Below are 19,380 nucleotides of genomic sequence, written 5' to 3' on the forward strand. Positions count from 1 at the left end.
CGCTGCATCCACTAGGCGATTTCTTGCAGGTGTCCGGCGGTCCCATATCTCGTTCTCCTCCGTGATCTCCGTGTCCTCCGTGGTTCCGATTTGATTGGAGGCTTGACATGACCGACGCAGTGATCGTTTCCACCGCGCGCACGCCGCTCTGCAAGAGCTGGAAGGGCGCGCTCAACATGACCCATGGCGCGACCATGGGCGGCCACGCCGTCAAGGCCGCACTGGAACGAGCGAAGCTCGATCCGGCGGAGGTCGAGGATGTCATCATGGGTTGCGCGAATCCCGAGGGCGCGACCGGCCAGAATATCGCTCGCCAGATCGCGCTGCGCGCGGGCATGCCGGTCACCGTGTCGGGCATGACGGTCAACCGCTTCTGTTCGTCTGGATTGCAGACGGTCGCTCTTGCCGCGCAGCGCATTCTCGCGGGCGAGGCGGACATCTTTGTCGCGGGCGGCGTGGAATCCATTTCCTGCGTGCAGAACGAAGCCAACAAGCACATGTTGAAGGATGCCTGGCTGGAGCAGAACAAGCCGGAAATCTACTGGCCGATGCTGGTGACCGCCGAGACGGTGTCGAAGCGCTACAAGATCGGACGCGAAGCGCAGGATCGTTACGGCGTGCAAAGCCAGCAGCGCGCCGCCGCGGCGCGCGCCGCAGGCAGGACGAAAGACGAGATCGTGCCGATTTCCACCACGATGAAAATCGTGGACAAGAACACCGGCCAGGAATCCACCAAACAGGTGACTGCCGGTGAAGACGAAGGCATTCGCGCCGATACGACTTACGAAGGCGTGTCGCAGATAAAACCTGCCATCGAAGGCGGCGTCATCGCGGCCGGCAACGCCAGCCAGTTTTCCGACGGTGCATCGGCGCAGGTGTTGATGAGCGACCGGCTGGCTGCCAGCAAGGGACTCAAGCCGATGGGCATCTTTCGCGGGTTCGCGGTGGCCGGCTGTGAACCCGACGAAATGGGCATCGGTCCGGTATTCGCCATTCCCAAGCTGTTGAAGCAGACCGGCAAGAAAATCGCCGACATCGGTCTCTGGGAGCTGAACGAGGCTTTCGCGGTGCAGGTGATCTACTGCCGCGACAAGCTCGGCATTCCGGACGAGCGGCTCAACGTCAACGGCGGTTCGATCGCGGTGGGGCATCCGTACGGCGTGACGGGCAGCCGCCTGGTCGGACACGCATTGATCGAGGGCAAGCGCCGTGGCGTCAAGTACGTGGTGGTGACCATGTGCATCGGCGGCGGCATGGGCGCCGCGGGATTGTTCGAAGTGGCCTAAAGAAACGTCTCAACGCAACAGCTTCAGCTCCAAGTGTTCCCTTGAGTGTTTCACCTTAAGGCGCAGAGGACGCAAAGGACGCAAAGAAAGGCCAGATCGGAAAAACTGCTTTGGGGTGACCGGGTATGGTGACGCAGATATGCCGCAATATAGGTCCGCTCTCGGTTCCTTTGCGAACTTTCTTTCTTTTCCTTTGCGATCTTTGCGTCGGCGAATTTGAATTTTGATTCCCCGGCGACTCAAGGAACATCTGAAATGCAGTCGAAGCTGCTGAACCGCCGGGACCTCGATTTCATCCTCTACGAGTTGCTCGACGTCGAGTCGCTGACGCGGCGCCCGCGCTTCGGTGAGCATTCGCGGGAGACTTTCGACGCGGCGCTCGACACCGCCGCAAAAATCGCGGAAGAAAAGTTCGCACCGCACAATCGCAAGGCCGACCTGAACGAGCCGCGCTTCGAGAACGGACGCGTCGAGATCATTCCCGAAGTGGGAGAAGCGTTGCAGGCTTTTCGCGAGGCCGGCTTCATGGCTGCCGCGCAGGATTTCGAACTGGGCGGCATGCAACTGCCCTGGACTGTCGCGCAGGCTTGCTTTGCCTGGTTCAACGCGGCCAATATCTCAACCGCCGGCTATCCCTTCCTGACCGTCGCCAATGCCAATCTGATCCGGACCTTCGGTTCGGAGGCGCAAAAGCGAAAGTATCTGCCGTCGCTGCTGTCGGGCCGTTTCTTCGGAACGATGTGTCTATCCGAACCGCAGGCCGGTTCTTCATTGTCGGATATCCGCACCACTGCGCATCCGGACAAAGACGGCAGCTACCGGCTGGTCGGCAACAAGATGTGGATTTCCGCGGGCGAACACCAGTTGTCCGAAAACATCGTGCATCTGGTGCTGGCGCGCATCCACGGCGCAGCCGCCGGTGTGAAAGGTATTTCGCTGTTCATCGTGCCGAAGTACAGGGTTAACGATGACGGCTCTCTGGCCGGCCGCAACGATGTCGCGCTCGCCGGACTGAATCACAAGATGGGCTTTCGCGGCACGACCAATTGCGTGCTCAACTTCGGCGAGCAGGGCGGCGCGCATGCGGAACTCGTCGGCGAGCCGAACAAGGGGCTCGCGTACATGTTCCAGATGATGAACGAAGCGCGCATCGGCGTCGGCATGGGTGCGACCATGCTCGGCTACACCGGTTATCTGCATGCGCTTGCCTACGCACGCGAACGGCCGCAGGGGCGGCTGCCCGGCGGCAAGAATACGCAGCAGCCGCCGGTCAAGATCATCGAGCATGCCGACGTGAAGCGCATGCTGCTCGCGCAAAAGGCTTACGTGGAAGGCGCGCTGGCACTATGTCTGTATTGTTCTTTCCTGGTCGACGAAAGCCATACCGCCGAAGATCCGAAGGCGAGGCGCGAGGACGAACTGCTGCTGGACATCCTGACGCCGATCGCGAAGGCGTGGCCATCGCAGTACTGCCTTGAGGCCAACAGCCTGGCGATCCAGGTGCACGGCGGCTACGGCTACACGCGCGAATATCCGGTCGAGCAGTTCTACCGGGACAACCGCCTCAATCCGATCCACGAAGGCACCAACGGCATCCAGGCGCTGGACTTGCTGGGACGCAAGGCCGGCATGAACGATGGCGCGGCGATCCAGTTGCTGGCAAGGGAAATCAGCTCCGTGGTGCGCGTGGCTTCGGCCTGCGACTCGGAGGAATTGCATCGCTGTGGCACACTGCTCAACGATGCGCTGGACCGGGTCATGAAAGTCACGCGCAACCTGCTGTGCGTGACCGGACGCGGCGAAGTGGATCTCGGACTTGCCAACGCGTCCGTGTATCTGGATCTGGTCGGCCACACCGTAATCGGTTGGATGTGGTTGAAGCAGGCCCTGATCGCGGTGAAAAAGGTGGGCACGGCTCACGAGGCCGACCGGGATTTCTATCAGGGCAAGCTGCAGGCCTGCGCGTTTTTCTTCCGCTGGGAACTGTCGAAGACGAGGCAATGGGCGGAATTGCTCGACAGTCTCGATCCGACCTGCCTGGACATGCAGGACGCTTGGTTCTAGGTATGATTTTTACCACGAAGGCACGAAGACACGAAGTAAGACCAAGACAACGCGAACGGGTATTTTCAGAGGGCCGTCCCACCGCGTCTACAGTAATCCGATCAGGAAGGCGGGCAGGATCATTCTTAATTTCCGCATTTCTTCGCGTCTTCGTGCCTTCGTGGTGAGATTCGGGATTTTTTGAGGAAACGGTATGAACGTTAAGAAACTGTTTGATCTGACCGGAAAGGTCGCGCTGATCACGGGCGGGTCGCGCGGGCTGGGGCTTCAATTCGCCGAAGCCCTCGGCGAAATGGGGGCAAAGATTGCCATTACCGCGCGCAAGGCCGGTGAGCTGGAAGAAGCGAAAGCGCATCTGAAAGGCATGGGCATCGATGCGCTGACGGTCGTCAACGACCTGCAGAACACCGATTCAGTGCAGCCGATGGTGGAGCGCATCCTGAAGAGTTACGGTCAGATCGACGTCCTGGTGAACAATGCCGGGGCGGCATGGGGCGCGCCGGCGGAAGACCATCCGCTCGATGCCTGGTACAAGATCATCAACCTGAATCTGACGGCGGTTTTCCTGATGAGCCAGACCGTGGGCAAGCTCAGCATGATTCCGCGCAAGTACGGCCGCATCATCAATCTCGCTTCGATCGCCGGCCTGGTGGGTACCGATCCGCGCATGATGCCGACCATCGCTTATAACGCGAGCAAGGGCGGCGTTGTCAGCTTCACGCGCTCGCTGGCGGTGGAATGGGCACACCACGGCATCACGGTGAATGCTATCGCGCCGGGCGTATTTCCCTCCAAAATGTCGCAAGGAATGATAGACCGGGCCGAGCAGATCATCATGGAATTGACGCCGATGAAGCGTCTGGGCACGGACTACGACCTGAAAGGCCTTGCGGTGCTTCTCGCGTCGGATGCATCGGCCTACATCACCGGCCAGACCGTGGCCGTCGATGGCGGCCTGGTTTCGATGTAACGCCATGGCGGAGGCGAGAGCGGGGTTCTATATTCATGTGCCTTTTGTCGAGCACCTGGGATTGCAGATTCTCGAAAAGGGCGACGGCGTGGTCAGGCTGCGGTTCGATCCACGGCCGGAGTTCGCCAATAGCTGGGGCTCGATACATGGCGGTGCGCTGATGACGCTGCTCGATGTGGCGCTGGCGAGTGCGGGACGGTCGCTCGACGATCAATGCAACGGCGCGCTGACCGTCGAGATCAAGGTGAACTTCATTGCGGCCGCGCTCGGGCCAGTGTTCGCCGAAGGGCGCGCCCAGCGCGCGGGCCGCTCGCTGATTTTCTCGGAAGGCGAATTGCGCGGCGAGGACGGCAGCCTGCTTGCCAAGGCCACCGGCACCTTCAAGCTCCTGTACCCGTCCTCAGGCGAATAGGGACGGTCTGAATAGATCACATGTGAATCGCATCTGTTTTTCCGTTCTTGCTTTTCCTAAAAGGGTACTCCACGCTTCGCGAGGGTATCCGTGTCCTCCGTGTTCTCCGTGGTGGGAATTGTCTTGAAGTTTTGAGAGAGGGTATCCATGCCGCTTGATCCGCAAATCGAAATCCTCCTTGGCTTGGCCAAGAAGGCCAATCTGCCCGAGATATGGCAGCTCACGCCCGACCAGGGACGCGAGCAGTATCTGATGCGCGTCAACAAGCTGAAGGTCAGCGAGCCGATCTTCCGCGCCGAGGACCGGTGCATAGCCGGCTCCGGCAGCGACATCCCGATCCGCATCTACACGCCGCGCGAGATCAAGACCGCAGAGAAGCTTCCCGTGCTGACGTGGTTTCATGGCGGCGGCTTCGTGATCGGCTCGCTCGAAACCCACGATTCCGTCTGCCGCATGCTCGCCAACCGGGCGGATTGCATCGTGGTGGCGATCGACTATCGCCTTGCGCCCGAATCCAAATTCCCGGCGGCGGTGGAGGATTGTGAAGCAGCGCTGAAATGGGTAGCGTTGCACGCCGTCGAATTCGGCGGCGATTCGAACTGCATCGCTGTCGGCGGCGATAGTGCCGGCGCGAACCTGGCAACCGTGATCGCGATTCTGGCGCGCGATGCAGCGCATCCGAAGCCGGCGTTCCAGTTGCTGATCTACCCGTGCACCGCGCCCGAACCCGAGATGGCATCACATCACAAGTTCAAGGAAGGTTATGTGCTCACGCGCAATTCGATCACCTGGTTCTATCGCCAGTACCTGCGCAACGGCAAGGACGTGAACGATTTCCGCTTCGCGCCACTGATTCTCGACGATCTGTCGGGCCTGCCCCCGGCTCTGATCATCGTCGCCGGATACGATCCGCTGCGCGACGAGGGCGTGGAATACGCGAGAAAACTGATCGAGGCCGGAAACCGCGTGCGGCTCTCCAATTACGAAGGCATGATCCACGGTTTTTATCTGATGGGCGGCGCGGTGGATGCAGCCAGGCGTGCCGTGACCGAATCGGCCGAAGCGCTGCGCGAAGCATTTGACGGCGTGCGGGGGATCGACCGCAAGCTGTCCAAAACGGCGTGATATACAGGAGAAGAAGACATGAGCAAGCTGAAGGGCAAGGTAGCCTGGATCACAGGCGCGGGAACCGGAATCGGTCTGGCCGGCGCGCAGGCCCTGGCGGATGCCGGCGCAATCGTGGTGATGTCCGGCCGCCGCAAGGAAGTGCTGGCGCCGGAGGCGGACAAGATTCGTATCAAGGGCGGGTCGGCTGAAGTCGAGGCGCTGGATGTTTCCGATCCAAAGGCGGTCAAGAAAGCGGCCAACGGTATTCTTTCCCGTCATGGGCGCATAGACATATTGCTCAACAGTGCCGGGCTGAACACGACGAACCGCTACTGGAAGAACCAGACGGTCGAAGGCTGGAAGGAGGTCATCGGCATCAACCTCGACGGGTCTTTCTACACGATCCATGCCGTGCTGCCGGCGATGCGCGCGAAGAAAGACGGGCTGATCATCAACGTGTCCTCCTGGGCCGGCGTTTTCCATCCGAAATTGACCGGTGCCGCCTATAACGGTAGCAAGCATGCGGTAACGGCCATGACCGAGACCATCAACATGGAAGAATGTGCAAACGGCATCCGTGCCTGCGCGATCTGTCCGGCCGAAGTTGCCACGCCGATCCTGGACCGGCGCCCGGTTCCGCCGAGTTCTCAGGATCGCGCGCGCATGCTGCAGCCGGAGGACCTGGGCAATACCATCCGGTTCATCGCCGAAATGCCGGCCCATGCCTGCATCAATCAGTTGATCATCAGCCCGACCTGGAACCGGATGTATATCGAGAACCTGTAGATGCCGAAGCACCGGTCAGGGATTGCTCGACCATGAACGCGACGCTGTTCAGGAACGTCAGCGTTCTGGACTGTACCGGCAACCCCGCCTTTGCCGGTTCTGTGCTCGTCGAAGGCAACAGGATAACGGCGGTCGTTCCGGCCGACGCCTCGCCTCCGGCCGGCAACGCAAGGGTTGTCGACGGGCAGGGCGCAACGCTGATGCCCGGGCTCATCGAGGCGCATTCGCATCTTTCGTTCACCGACGTCGCCCAGTCGGTCGAGCTCGGATTCATTCCGCCCGAAGAGCATACATTGCGCACCGCGCAGAATGCGCGGCGCATGCTCGACGCCGGCTTTACCAGTTGCTTCAGCGCCGCGGCCGCCAAATCCAGGCTGGATATTGTGCTGCGCAACGCCATCGACAACAGCGATTTTCCCGGTCCGAGAACGCTGGCGGCCAGTCCGGAAATGACCGTCTCCGCCGGCCTCGGCGATGCGCGCCTCTATCACATGTACCGTGAGAATTTCGCCGTGGTCTGCAACGGCGCCGAAGAGTTTCGCCGCTTCTCGCGGGAGATGGTGCGCGAGGGGGTGGATACCCTGAAGATCAATGTTTCCGGTGATGCCGGCGTGCCGGCGTCACCGGCCGAAACGACCGTAATGAACGATGCCGAGGTCGCAGCCGTATGCGGCGTGGCGCAGGCGCACGGCAAACGCGTTGCCGCGCATGCGCGCAGCGCGGAGTCGGTGAGGATGTGCCTGCGCCATGGCGTCGACGTCATCTATCACGCGACGCTGCTGGACGACGATGCCCGCGACCGGCTCGAGGCACAGCGCGAACGCATTTTCGTCGCGCCGGTGCTTGGCCACCTCTACACGACGTTGAACGAGGCCGCGCCGTGGGGTATCACCCGCGAAATCGCCGAAGCGCGCGGTGTGGCGCACGAACTCGAGAACGGCATCGAGAACATGAAGGCCTTGCACCGACGCGGCGTGCGCGTGCTGATCGGCGGAGATTACGGGTTCGCGTGGAATCCGGTCGGAACGGACGCGCGAGACATCAGCCACTTCGTGGATATGCTGGAGTTTTCGCCGATGGACGCGATCGTGGCCGCCACGCGGCTGGGCGGAGAGATCATGGGCATGGGCGACCGGCTCGGCCAGGTCCGCCCCGGTTACCTCGCGGATCTGCTGTTGGTCGACGGCGATCCGCTTCAGGACGTCGGCATTCTACGGGACCAGGCCAAGTTAATCGCCATCATGCAGGACGGCCGGTTTCACAAGTGCCCCGCAGCTAGTCTGTAGGGAGACCCCCCGGCTCTGCCGGGGTGGCAGTAGAAGTTTGACGTTTCAAGGAGTCCATCGCGGAAACGCCTGATCGTGAACCGCCAAGCACACGACGAGGAGTTTCACGGATGGACAAGTACGAGAGCCTAAGGCAGACGAAGTGGCGGTGGAAGTGTTGTTCGTTCTGATGTGTCATAGAAGGCTCACGTACGCGTCACCCCGGCATTGAATCGGGGTCGCGAGAGCGACCCCGCGTAGCCGCTTTGAGCGGCTCACAACTTAAAGCCCCCGGCTTTGCCGGGGGATACTTACTTGAAAGGCAAGACTCAGTCCTGAGGCCTAAAGTTATGGGCGAATACCCTACGTGCGTAGCACGTCGGAGTACCCTTCTAGCCCGGAGTTATGGGCGTCAGCCCGGTTATGGTCAACGACCGGTTATGGCGCAGCCCGGTTATGGCAGCGCCGGTATCCCCTTGCGGGAATCCTGTGGAATCCCTTTTGGAATCCCTTGTGGAATGGCGTGATCGGCAACCCTTCTAGGCCTGTATCCCGCGGGCGTCCCTGCCCCCGAGGGGGCTCGTGGTGTTTTGCATCCGGTCGCGCCTGGCTTAACATGTCGAAAACGCTTACGTTTTTCGACATATTGTGGTGATATGTCGAATCGTTCGACATGTTCCGCCGACGTGTCGACAAACCGGGAGCATTTCGACACGTGGCCAGGTTCGACCCCAACCGTCCCTACAATGCGCTGCCCCCGCTGCCGCCCAAAGCGGACATCGAAACGCGCGCCATCCTGAAGGCTTGCATAGGTGCCCGCGCAGCGGTTGCGGCACTGAGACAGGCGGGAACGCTGATTCCCAATCAGGGCGTGCTGATCAACACGATCCCACTGCTGGAAGCGCAGGCCAGTTCCGAGATCGAGAACATCGTCACCACCACCGACGCGTTGTTCAAGTACGCGCAAATCGATCCGGAAAATGCAGATCCGGCCACCAAGGAAGCCCTGCGCTACCGCACGGCGCTGCGCCAAGGCGTCGAATCCCTGAAAGCGAAGCCGCTCAGCACGTCCACGGCGGTTGCCGTTTGCTCCACCATCAAAGGCCGGCAAATGGAAATCCGGCGCGTGCCCGGAACAACGCTCACAAACCCGGCGAAGAACGCAGTCATCTACACGCCCCCGGCGGGGGAGGCTTTGCTGCGCGAAAAACTCGCCAACTGGGAGCGGTTCATCCATAAGCAGACGGAGGTCGATCCGCTCATCCGTATGGCGGTCGCGCATTACCAGTTCGAGGCGATCCACCCATTCACCGATGGAAACGGCCGGACCGGCCGGGTGCTCAATCAGCTCATGCTTGTGGAGCAAGGTCTGCTGGACCTGCCGGTTCTGTATCTATCCCGGTACATCATCGGCAACAAGCCGGATTACCATCGCCTGTTGCTCGCTGTGACCCGTGATGCCGCCTGGGAAAAATGGATTCTCTACATGCTTGCGGGCATACGGGAGACAGCAGCCTGGACGGTAGAGAAGATACAGGCGGTTCATGATCTCATGACCCATTCGGCGGAATACGTCCGTGCGCGTGCCCCGAAGCTCTATAGCCGCGAACTGGTCGAGCTGGTTTTCGTGCAGCCGTACTGCCGCATCCAGAACATTGTCGAGGCGAAGTTGGGGAACAGGCAGACGGCGTCCGTTTATCTCAAGGCGCTGGCCGATATCGGAATGCTCAAGGAAGTCAAAGTCGGCCGTGAGAAATTGTTCATTCATCCGAAGTTTGTCGCCTTGTTGACCAGCGAAACACACCGATTCAAACCCTACGAGGGCGCGAGGCGCGGGTCTGCGGGTTCAAAACAAAAGGGTCCTGGAATAAAGAGCGCTACACGGCGCATCGAACGCTGAGATCGTTGCTAACCACTAATTCTAGAAATGACATGGCTAAACTGAAAAACATCCTGATCGCACCGGCAATGATATTCCTGGCGGTGAGCGCCCACGCGGCGGTGCCGGGCGATGGCGCCGAGGGCAAACGCCTGCACGATGCCAACTGCACGGCGTGCCACGATACTTCGGTCTACGCCCGTAAGGACCATAGAGTCCAATCGTTGGATGGTCTCAAACAGCAGGTCGAAGATTGCGCCCACATGGCACAAAAGGAATTCTCGCCGGCCGAGAGGCAGAACATCGTCAAGTACCTGAACGATCAGTTCTACCGATTCCAATAGAGCGCGGGCAAGGGCAAGAGGGGCGCATCTCGCTATTTATGCAACATACCAAACCGGACCCGCTTTACGTGCACAAAGACGAACGCAGCGAAGTCTTGAGGCTCGGGGTTGCGGCGGCAATCGACCAAGCCACAGGGGAGTCGTCTCGTGGACGACCACTACACCTATACAGTAGTATGACCACGTGCCGACAGTCCTGAGAAAAGGATCCTTTCGATTCCATTTCTATTCCGACGAGGGCGAGGAGCCCGCGCACATCCACGTCGATACCGGTGATGGTGAATGCAAGTTCTGGCTCGACCCGATACTGCTTGCGCGGAGCATCAACGTCCCTCCCGTGGAAGTGAGAAAGATCGAAAGACTCGTTTTTGAACATCGAACTTTTCTGATGGAGAAATTCCATGAATTCCACCGCCGCTGAATTCGAGGTGCTCGCCTCGCGCGCATGGGTAGACCGCCGGACGGTCTTCGTCGAACTGACAGACGGACGGCAATTGGGGTTTCCTGCGGACCGCTTTGACCGTTTGAGCCGGGCGACCGACGAGCAATTGCAGAAGTTCAAATTGCGTCTTAACGGCTGCGCATTGCGCTGGGAAGAACTTGATGAGGACATTACGGTTCGCGGCATTCTCGAGGGCAAATTTCAGCGCGCCTTGTCCACCGCGGCGTGATGTGCGGAGTTGTCTGCAGGGGATCGGTTCGCAGATCGACGCCACAAAACGGCCTTCTGCGTAACGGTGACCGGTTATCAGTCAGCGGTGCGAGGCGAAGGCTTTGGACTGTTCCTGTTCGCTGTTCCTCGTTCACAGTTACCTGTTTACGGCCTTTACCCAGAACCTGGCACTTTTGGCCGATTACCCGCGCGAATACCCTGGCGGATACCCTATGTGCGTAGCACGTCAGGAGACCTTTCTAGCCTGGAGTTATGGCCTCTTTTAGACCGGTTATGGGCGTAGCCCTGTACCCTTGTGGGTATGGTCAACGACCGGTTATGGGCACAGCCCGGTTCCCTTTTTGGGAATCCCGCAACGCGGGGCACACCTTCCCCCTTTATGGACGAAGTCCGGTATCCCCGCATGGGGGCACCCTTCACCGCATGATTTCATGAAAGGAAATCGATGAAACTCTACTACTCCCCCAGCGCCTGCTCCATGGCCCCGCACATCGTTTCCCGCGAAGCGGGACTCAAGCTCGACCTGGTCAAGGTCGACATCCCGAGCAAGAAGACCGAAGCCGGCGACGACTACTGGAAGATCAACTTCAAGGGCTACGTCCCGACGCTGCAGCTCGACAACGGCGAAACGCTCACCGAGGCGGGCGTCATCTGCCAGTACCTGGCCGACCAGAAGCCGGAGTCCGGGCTCGCGCCCAAGCCCGGCACGATGGAACGCTATCGCCTGGCGGAGTGGCTCAACTTCGTCTCGGCGGAAATGCACAAGCAGTTCGGCGCGCTGTTCAATCCGAAATACACGCCGGAGATGCGGGAAGTCCAGCTCGGCGTCATCGGCCGCCGGCTCAAGCCCCTCGAAGAAAAGCTCGGTGACAAGCGGCAATACCTGATGGGCGACAAGTTTTCCGCGGCGGATGCTTACGCCTTCACGATCCTGAACTGGAGCAAAGGCCTCAAGATCGATCTTTCGCCCTGGCCGAACATCAAGGCGTACTACGAGCGCGTCGGCCAGCGCCCGAAGATCCAGGAAACGATGAAGGCGGAAGGGCTGGCCTAGCGCCAGGGACGAGGGCGCCCGACTTCGCTGGATACCGGACTTCGCCCATAAGGGACGAGGGAGAGGCTTGGAGGGCAGTTTCTCGTTTCCTCTCAGCACTCAGTACGTAGCACCCAGCACTGCTTCTTCGCTTTTACCTTTCCTTCGACCGGGGGCAGCCCGGAAGCTGGTTACTTTTCTTGCGCGGCCAAGCAAAGTAACCAAAAGAAGGCCGCCCCTGGTGTCGCGCCCCTTATCAGGGGTAACCCTGTGCTGCCTGACCCGACAAGGCGGCTGCGGAACTCGACCTGGCAGGGCACACACAACGTGCCCTGCCATGGGACTCGAACAGTCCTCGCCGACAACCCCTTGTCGAGTCGAGCTGCTCGGCGCGCCACAAGGGGGTTCAACGGCAAGCGCGGTAGGGCGAACTAAGGCTCCAAGTCTCTATTCAGCCCTTTCTCAGCACCCAGTACGCAGCACACAGCCACTTGGCGGATGCGCTGCCCCTTGCAGCGCCATGCCGTCTGCGTAGAATCGCAGACAGGCACCGCCCGATCTCACCAAGAAGTACGCCGCAGTAACAATCCAGAATTTCACGCACAGCCGCGATCGTCGCGTGTTCTAAAAAGTGACGACGCCGGGGGTATTTGTGGCCAGGAAAAGGGAGAGGCTCTTTGAGCAACTCACCACGATGCCGTGGTGGGTGAGTATCGCTTTCTCTGGCTCTGTTTATGTCGGCATCTTACCCTCAATTGAATCCAAGAACCCTTCTGTGGAAGAGTCCGCTCGTGGCGACTTGCCAGTGGCAGCAACGCCTCGGGTAAATTTGGATTCCAATATCCAACCGAATTCCGCGACGCCATAGATCCGTCTACCGAACTGACTATTAGCTCCGACTGGTGAGTCAATATGTTCGAACCGTCAACGCAAACGCAGCTCAAGCAGGCCATCGCCGAATGTATTCACAGCGATCAGGGGATACTTGACGCGCTGCGTGAAGAGATTCGCCCCCTAAAGCAGCAGACCAAGCGAATCCAACCCCGTGCTACTACGTCGATCTCTTTGGTAGGTACCGATGGTGGAAATAATCAGCTCCAGTTTGATCCATTCTTGATTCAGCTCGTTCGGGTTGTCGATTCGAGCAACAATGAATACTGCCTGGAGGCACTGTCTCCTACTACACCTGTCGATGCTCTTGTGCGGAGACATCTCGATAAAGACGGCACATCGAAATCAGCACTCGGCGAGATGATGAAATTCCTCGGAGTTGACAGCTTGCCGAGGCTTTCTCACATGATTCGTCCGAAAGACAAGGGTAAGCCTGTGTCACCAAGTTGGGTCCAAGTGTATCGGGAATTAGTCGAGTGGGCGGTCTTGTTCTCTATTTTGACCAAAGACTTTGGCACAGACACACTTATTATTTGCGACGGACTGCTGCGCAGCAAGATTTTTGCTGGAGATAATTTCCAACGGCTACTTCAGGAGATAAAGGAGCGAATTGATCAGCAATGGCGGCGGAACCGCCGTCGAATTTATTTGGCAGGCGTCGCAAAGCACAGCAAGGTCCTGGTGCGTTATCGCTTGGCAATGGCGCTTGAGCACGTACTTCAGACGGACTATCCGGCATATGTCGAAGTGCCACGAGAGGTTGAGGAAAAAGCGTACATCTGGTCGGAGTTCGCGCGTGGCGATGATCGGGCTGACGAAGGTGGAGAGATTAATAAGTTCGTCGGAGGGAAGATGTTTTTGGTCAAATTCGGTTCGCATCGTCGGGATCCAATCTGGCCGATTGATATTTTCACGGAGCAAAAAGAACACGCTCAAATCATTCTTGGGTCGATGCTTGCCGATGCCATCAACGGATTCCCGGTTCCTCACTATCCGCGCTGTCTCCAGAAGGCGCATGAAAACGCAGCTCTCGTCGACTTTGATTTTGACATCTTGCAGGACTACATCTATGAAGGCATTCGAGGCACGTTAGGCGAGCAATCACAGACTTTGGATGTGTTCGAATTACAGGATGCGGATCCGGCGCAAAAGCGCTACGGATGAGGGAGAAACCAATGGCTGATCTCGAATTGTTTCCGCGCGAACAAATCGTTGGAATCTTCCGGGGCTTCCAGCAAGGAGGGTTGGAATTTCATGCCGACCTGGTGCTTCCGTATAGAAGTGATTTCCAGAATATCCCGATGCACGGCCAGTTTGTTCTCGTACAGCTTGAAACACCCGACGAAGCGGTATTGGGACGAATCACTTCCTTTTCGTCAGAAGGAAAATTATCTTTTGGCTCAGGCGAGGAGTTCAACATTCGAGCTGTTCAAGAGGACCGCGCTGTTCCGGAGGATCTTCGCGAGCAATACCTCAAGTACAGAGTGAATATTCGCGTGCTTGGTGTAGAGCGGCGCAATGGTGCCGGCTTGACCTTCGTGCCATCGCACCGGCGGTTGCCTCATGTGGGAAGCCCGGTTGCGTTTCCGTCTTCTGCGGTGCTACGTGAAATCGCTGGGCACAACATAAAATGTGCTCCGATTGGACACCTTGCATTTGGCGAATACATTTATGCGGGCGACAATAAGCAGTTGGAAATTCATGACTGGATGCAAGTGTTGAAGCCGGAGACCCAAATCTGTTTTCCGGTTGAGTCGTTGGTTTCACGGCGCAGCTTTGTCTTTGCTCGCGCGGGGTTCGGGAAGTCCAACCTGACTAAGCTTCTTTTTAGCAGGCTATATCACGACACGCCAACCGTCGAAAAACGTGCAGGGAAACGTGTGCCCGTCGGAACGGTGATCTTTGACCCGGACGGCGAGTACTTTTGGCCTGATGATAAAGGGCGCCCCGGTCTTTGCGATGTTTCGGAGCTAGCTGACAAACTTGTTGTATTTACTTCACGGCACAATCCGAGCCCGTTTTATCAGTCCTTCGTGGCTGGGGGTATCAAATTGGACATTCGGCGCCTCCGTCCGTCGGACGTAATCGCGATCGCAATTGGCCCGGAGCGACAGGAGCAACAGAACGTCCGCAAGTTGCGCAGCTTATCGCAGCAGCGTTGGGAAGCTCTTGTGAATCTGATCGACGCAAACAGTAATGCGACGCCGCTCGAAGATGTCTGTCATTTGCTCGATCTCGATGTAAGCAAACAAGAGGCGGAGGCACTTGCCGCGCGCGCTAACATGACGGCGGTCGTCAAAATGTTGCACGATCGCAGCAGCCAGCTTATGGACATGCTCGTTCATGCACTGTCGCAGGGAAAGCTTTGTATTGTGGATGTGTCCCAGATGCGTGGGGGCCAAGCCCTCGTGCTCTCCGGACTGATCCTACGTCGAATATTCGACCGAAACCAGCAAGAGTTCACGAGCGCCGATCCAAAAACCATTCCGACAATCGCAGTAGTCGAAGAAGCCCAATCTGTCCTGAATGAAAATGCGAGCGCTTCGGAACCTTACATAGCGTGGGTAAAGGAAGGGCGAAAGTACGATCTTGGCGCTCTCTTGATTACCCAGCAACCTGGAAGTATCCCCACGGAGATTCTCAGCCAAGGCGACAACTGGTTTATCTTTCACCTTCTCTCGGCTGCCGACTTGGTTGGTCTAAAAAAGGCCAACGCCCACTTCAGCGATGATTTATTGAGCTCGCTCTTGAACGAACCAATTCCGGGACAAGGCGTGTTCTGGAGTTCGGTGGGCGGCAAACCCTACCCGGTGAGCCTTCGGGTATTGTCGTTCGAGAAGATGTACAAGATGCTAGACGAGAGGTATGCACGCCCTGCGGCCCATACCTTTGCCACTGAACTGCGGACTCTGTTCGGAGGATCGTCCACCCCGACTCAACAGCCGACACAGATTCCGACTGCGACGGTCCCTGACTCTCCGCTAGCTATCGATCAAGGTGACACTGAGGGAATTGACCAGGCTGTAGATGTTCTAGCCGATTTGGAGAAGAAAGCGATAGATGCGCTGGCACGTAATCAAGAACTCATGGACAAGATTCGGTCGGATTTCGGTGCCGCCTGGGGAAGCGTCAAAGCCTTTCTTCTTACCGAACTGCCTGAGCATCTTGATGATCGGGAAAATATCGCCTATCACTTGGTCAGAAAGGCGATGGATAAGCTTATCGGTGTCCAAAATCAAGCGTGGGAATCGTATCGAAACCCAGTGCGTGGAAATAAAACATACGTTCGAGTGAGGCGTTGATGAGCGGCGCAATTGCCTCGCAGACGATGCTTAATGCGATCTGCCCGTATTTCACGATGTTTCCTCTTGAATTTCCGATGGGGATATTGGAGAGATACGCAAAAAATGGGCAGAAGCTTCTCGACCCGTTTTGCGGGCGGGGAACGGCCAATTTTGCGGCTCGCGTTTGTGGCTTAAGTACTTTAGGCGTTGATAGCAGCCCGGTTGCGGCGGCTATCACTGCAGCAAAACTCGCAAATACAGATACCTCGCAAGTGCTGCGCGCCGCCAGTAGGATTTTAGGAACGGTGCCGTCCGCAGACGTACCGACAGGAGAGTTCTGGGACTTGGCATTTCATCCGACGGTGCTTCAAATGCTATGTCGTCTCCGAGAGGGGCTCATAACTGATTGCTCATCCGATGCGCGGCGGGCGCTGAGAGGAATATTGTTAGGTGCGCTGCATGGGCCAATAACTAAGGACGTCCCCAGCTATTTTTCCAATCAATGCATGCGGACCTATGCGCCAAAGCCAGCATATGCCGTGAAGTATTGGCGCTTTCACGGGCAGATGCCTTCCTACGTGGATGTACTGGCGTTAGTACGGCGTCGCGCAGAAAGATATCTTAGCGGCGAATTGCCTATAAGTCGTGGAGAATCGAGACTTGGCGACAGCCGCGATCCTTTCTGCTTTTCGTTAGATTTCCGGGCGGAGTTTGATTGGATAATCACATCACCACCTTACTACGGCATGCGGACGTACATCCCTGACCAATGGCTCAGATACTGGTTTGTTGGGGGTCCGAGTACAGTTAGTTATTCTTCGGATGGACAGTTGGATCACGGAAGTCCTCATGACTTCATAGTGCAGTTAAAACAAGTCTGGGAGAACGCAGCAAAGGTGTGTAAAGACGGCGCACGACTGGTAATTCGATTTGGAGGTATAAGTGACAGAAAGGCGACGCCGTTAGAATTGATCAAACAATCCTTTAGCGGTGCATCCTGGAAGATCAATACTACGTTAAGCGCTGGAACTTCAAAATTAGGTAGGAGACAGGCTGATTCGTTTCTGACGACATCTAGTACGCCGATTCAAGAATACGATGTGTGGGCTGAACTTCGCTGATTGAGATTTGACACTCGTTGTGACGTTTCGACGATATTTCTAGAGGAATCACGTGACTTCAAAAAAAAGAACGACAGCGATTTCTCCTTGAAAGACATCATTGCCCGGCACGCACGCAGCGGGTTCCGGGTCGGTTCCGGGTCAGGTCGGTTCCGGGTCAGGCCTGCATAATTGCATAAAGAAGAGTTTCAATGAGTACGGCGTGGTCTCGTGAAGAAGTTGAAGCGACGGTTGTCGACTATTTGCACATGCTCACTCAAGAGCTTGCGGGCCAGGTCTACAACAAGACCAAACATCGTCAAGTATTGAGACACAAGCTTGTAGATCGTAGTGACGCGGCGATCGAGCTCAAACATCAGAATATCAGTGCTGTTTTGCTGGCCCTTGGATGCCCGTGGATTTCTGGATACAAGCCTCGTAGCAATTTTCAAAACCTGCTTTTTCAAGTTGTTCAACAGGCGGTGATTGGCAACGCGCTCTTCGATCAGGCTGCTCTGAATGCTGCGGAGCAGCCAGCGACCGCGCCGCTCTTGACGGACTTAGGGAATATTCTGGTTGCACCACCAGAACTCCGTCGGGCAGTGAAGGAAATTGCGGCGACCTATATGCGGCGCGAGATGGGCGTAAAACGCGACTATTTGGCTCGTGAGGCTCGGAATGCATCGCTTGGAATGGCGGGTGAAGATTTCGTATTGCAATATGAGCGGGTACGTCTTCACAAGTTAGGAAAGAAACAACTTAGTGATCGGGTAGAACATGTTTCTGCGACGAAGGGTGACGGTCTTGGATTTGACGTATTGTCGTTTGAGGGAACGGGAAAGGAGCGATTCATTGAAGTCAAGACCACGGCTTTCGCTAAGGAAACCCCGTTCTTTGTAAGCAAAAATGAAGTGGAGTTTTCGGAGTCCTTCGCTTCCCAATTCCAGCTGTACAGATTATTCGAATTCAGAAAAGAGCCGAAGATGTTCACTTTGAGTAGTGCAGTTGCTAAAAACTGCATCCTCGACCCTATTAGTTATCTTGCGCGATTCGGGTAACCACGCAGCATAGACTTGGCCTACGATGAGCCTCACCTGACGTCATCGAAGTAACATCCCGATTTCCTGGGTGCGCGGTTCTGCGCCACCGGTACCCGTGCCTGCGCAGCGTTCTTTGCCTTCAGCGGTATTTGTTCGCGCACTTGCTGATTGCTTCGTTCTTCCCCGCGTCAAGGCAGCGGCGTGCATCCTTGTGGCGATCGGTCGCTGGCCGGGTATTGCGGACCGAAACGGTAATGTCCCGCTTGCTGTTTTTCGCTATACCGTCTTCCCCAAACTTGGTGTCTTCGGCCATCGCCTGAAAGCTGAAAATTCCACCAGGCAAGCAGGCCAGGGTACCCACTGCGGCAAGGAACAATTTGATCTGCATAAGAGCGTGCCTCCTGTTGAATTGCACGCAATGATGATCCTGCCCGGGCAGAGGTTCGTCAAGCAGTAAGACTTCGCGCAACGGCACGACTTATGCGGATGGCGTTTTAACGCGTCGTCGCACAGCGACGGGCTTTCGCTTATTCGCCATCGATCGATGATGCGATATCGGGGCTATTTCAGGGAAAGTTCTTCAACACCTGAACCCGTATTGGCCGCACAGCTCCACTGGGTTTTCCACTGGGTCATCCCCGAATCACAGTTGTCGGGGGTGCTTGCACGGCGATAGCAGAGCCTGTCCGGTTTGGTTATCGACCAATTTCTCGGCACATCGGAATAGTATTCAACGGGCGTGCCGTTCGGGGCATCCGGGCCCCACGTGATTTCCACGCGGCAGACGCTGTCCCAGGTGCCTGACACGAGTTTGACGTCGCCTGCCAAGGCGTTCGCTATGGAGGCTAGCGCCAGTATGCAAGCGAATATCCCAGGAAGAAATTCGGTCTTCTTCAGCATTGCAGTTTCCTTTGCGTATCCACGGTCAAAGGGGTTGTTACAGTACTTTCACCAACGACCAACAGACTAACGGGGAAAAGTATATGCGAACCCTGAACGTGGAGAAAAATCGGGTCAGGCTGAGCTAGCCCGGATTTCGTGGACACCGAATTGGGGGAGAATAAATCCCAATGGAGGTGATCCATGGCAACGCAAGTATTTCACCCAAGAGTTCCGATCACCAATGCCCGACGGCATGTAGGCGCACCGCCAACCACGGTCAATCGCAGTCCCGAGGTCGTGCATACGATTCTCAACCATGCGGCGCGAGCCCATGATACCGTCGCCACAGGAGGCTTCTGTCATG

Annotated in this window: 18 protein-coding genes; 17 read left to right on the top strand and 1 reads right to left on the bottom strand. The window is 57.4% G+C overall.

The window, feature by feature from the left end; translation table 11 throughout:
- Window positions 1-107 precede the first annotated feature (107 nt).
- The 17 genes from HY067_04425 to HY067_04505 all read left to right on the top strand — a co-directional run bounded on the left by HY067_04425 (window position 108) and on the right by HY067_04505 (window position 18,591).
- Window positions 108-1,286 (top strand): acetyl-CoA C-acyltransferase, encoded by a 1,179-nt coding sequence (locus HY067_04425; GenBank protein ID MBI3527194.1) that lies wholly within the window; start codon window positions 108-110, stop codon window positions 1,284-1,286.
- A gap of 255 nt (window positions 1,287-1,541) precedes the next feature.
- Entirely contained in the window at window positions 1,542-3,350 is a 1,809-nt protein-coding gene (locus HY067_04430) for an acyl-CoA dehydrogenase (protein MBI3527195.1), read from the top strand.
- 193 nt (window positions 3,351-3,543) lie between these two features.
- Window positions 3,544-4,320, top strand: a complete 777-nt coding sequence (locus tag HY067_04435) for an SDR family oxidoreductase (protein ID MBI3527196.1) — start codon at window positions 3,544-3,546, stop codon at window positions 4,318-4,320.
- A 4-nt stretch (window positions 4,321-4,324) separates the two neighbouring features.
- On the top strand, window positions 4,325-4,732 hold the full coding sequence (locus HY067_04440; GenBank protein ID MBI3527197.1) for a PaaI family thioesterase: 408 nt from the start codon (window positions 4,325-4,327) through the stop codon (window positions 4,730-4,732).
- 147 nt (window positions 4,733-4,879) lie between these two features.
- On the top strand, window positions 4,880-5,857 hold the full coding sequence (locus HY067_04445; protein MBI3527198.1) for an alpha/beta hydrolase: 978 nt from the start codon (window positions 4,880-4,882) through the stop codon (window positions 5,855-5,857).
- Between the two features lie 18 nt (window positions 5,858-5,875).
- On the top strand, window positions 5,876-6,625 hold the full coding sequence (locus tag HY067_04450) for an SDR family oxidoreductase (protein MBI3527199.1): 750 nt from the start codon (window positions 5,876-5,878) through the stop codon (window positions 6,623-6,625).
- A gap of 32 nt (window positions 6,626-6,657) precedes the next feature.
- Window positions 6,658-7,911: an amidohydrolase family protein gene (locus tag HY067_04455; protein ID MBI3527200.1), complete on the top strand. Its 1,254-nt coding sequence runs from the start codon at window positions 6,658-6,660 to the stop codon at window positions 7,909-7,911.
- Window positions 7,912-8,563: 652 nt separating this feature from the next.
- A complete protein-coding gene (locus tag HY067_04460; GenBank protein MBI3527201.1) occupies window positions 8,564-9,790 on the top strand; it encodes a Fic family protein in 1,227 nt (408 codons plus the stop codon).
- A gap of 68 nt (window positions 9,791-9,858) precedes the next feature.
- Window positions 9,859-10,113, top strand: coding sequence for a hypothetical protein (locus tag HY067_04465; protein MBI3527202.1), 255 nt, complete (start codon window positions 9,859-9,861; stop codon window positions 10,111-10,113).
- A 184-nt stretch (window positions 10,114-10,297) separates the two neighbouring features.
- Window positions 10,298-10,534 (top strand): DUF4160 domain-containing protein, encoded by a 237-nt coding sequence (locus HY067_04470; protein MBI3527203.1) that lies wholly within the window; start codon window positions 10,298-10,300, stop codon window positions 10,532-10,534.
- Window positions 10,515-10,784, top strand: coding sequence for a DUF2442 domain-containing protein (locus HY067_04475; protein MBI3527204.1), 270 nt, complete (start codon window positions 10,515-10,517; stop codon window positions 10,782-10,784). Before HY067_04470 ends, HY067_04475 begins: the two co-directional genes overlap by 20 nt.
- A 447-nt stretch (window positions 10,785-11,231) precedes the next feature.
- Window positions 11,232-11,840: a glutathione transferase GstA gene (gstA, locus tag HY067_04480; protein ID MBI3527205.1), complete on the top strand. Its 609-nt coding sequence runs from the start codon at window positions 11,232-11,234 to the stop codon at window positions 11,838-11,840.
- Between the two features lie 891 nt (window positions 11,841-12,731).
- On the top strand, window positions 12,732-13,874 hold the full coding sequence (locus tag HY067_04485) for a hypothetical protein (GenBank protein MBI3527206.1): 1,143 nt from the start codon (window positions 12,732-12,734) through the stop codon (window positions 13,872-13,874).
- 11 nt (window positions 13,875-13,885) lie between these two features.
- The gene (locus tag HY067_04490) at window positions 13,886-16,012 is read left to right on the top strand and encodes a DUF87 domain-containing protein (GenBank protein ID MBI3527207.1); all 2,127 of its coding nucleotides are present in this window, start codon (window positions 13,886-13,888) and stop codon (window positions 16,010-16,012) included.
- A gap of 56 nt (window positions 16,013-16,068) precedes the next feature.
- Complete coding sequence (locus HY067_04495) at window positions 16,069-17,115, top strand: DNA modification methylase (GenBank protein ID MBI3527208.1); 1,047 nt, start codon at window positions 16,069-16,071, stop codon at window positions 17,113-17,115.
- A gap of 191 nt (window positions 17,116-17,306) precedes the next feature.
- Window positions 17,307-18,152, top strand: a complete 846-nt coding sequence (locus HY067_04500) for a DUF3883 domain-containing protein (protein ID MBI3527209.1) — start codon at window positions 17,307-17,309, stop codon at window positions 18,150-18,152.
- A 97-nt stretch (window positions 18,153-18,249) separates the two neighbouring features.
- Window positions 18,250-18,591 (top strand): hypothetical protein, encoded by a 342-nt coding sequence (locus HY067_04505; GenBank protein MBI3527210.1) that lies wholly within the window; start codon window positions 18,250-18,252, stop codon window positions 18,589-18,591.
- Between the two features lie 104 nt (window positions 18,592-18,695).
- On the opposite strand, the gene HY067_04510 is transcribed toward HY067_04505, so the two are convergent.
- Window positions 18,696-19,034, bottom strand: coding sequence for a hypothetical protein (locus HY067_04510; GenBank protein MBI3527211.1), 339 nt, complete (start codon window positions 19,032-19,034; stop codon window positions 18,696-18,698).
- Between the last annotated feature and the right edge of the window lie 346 nt (window positions 19,035-19,380).

This window comes from Betaproteobacteria bacterium (genome assembly GCA_016194905.1).
Classification (GTDB): domain Bacteria; phylum Pseudomonadota; class Gammaproteobacteria; order Burkholderiales; family JACQAP01; genus JACQAP01.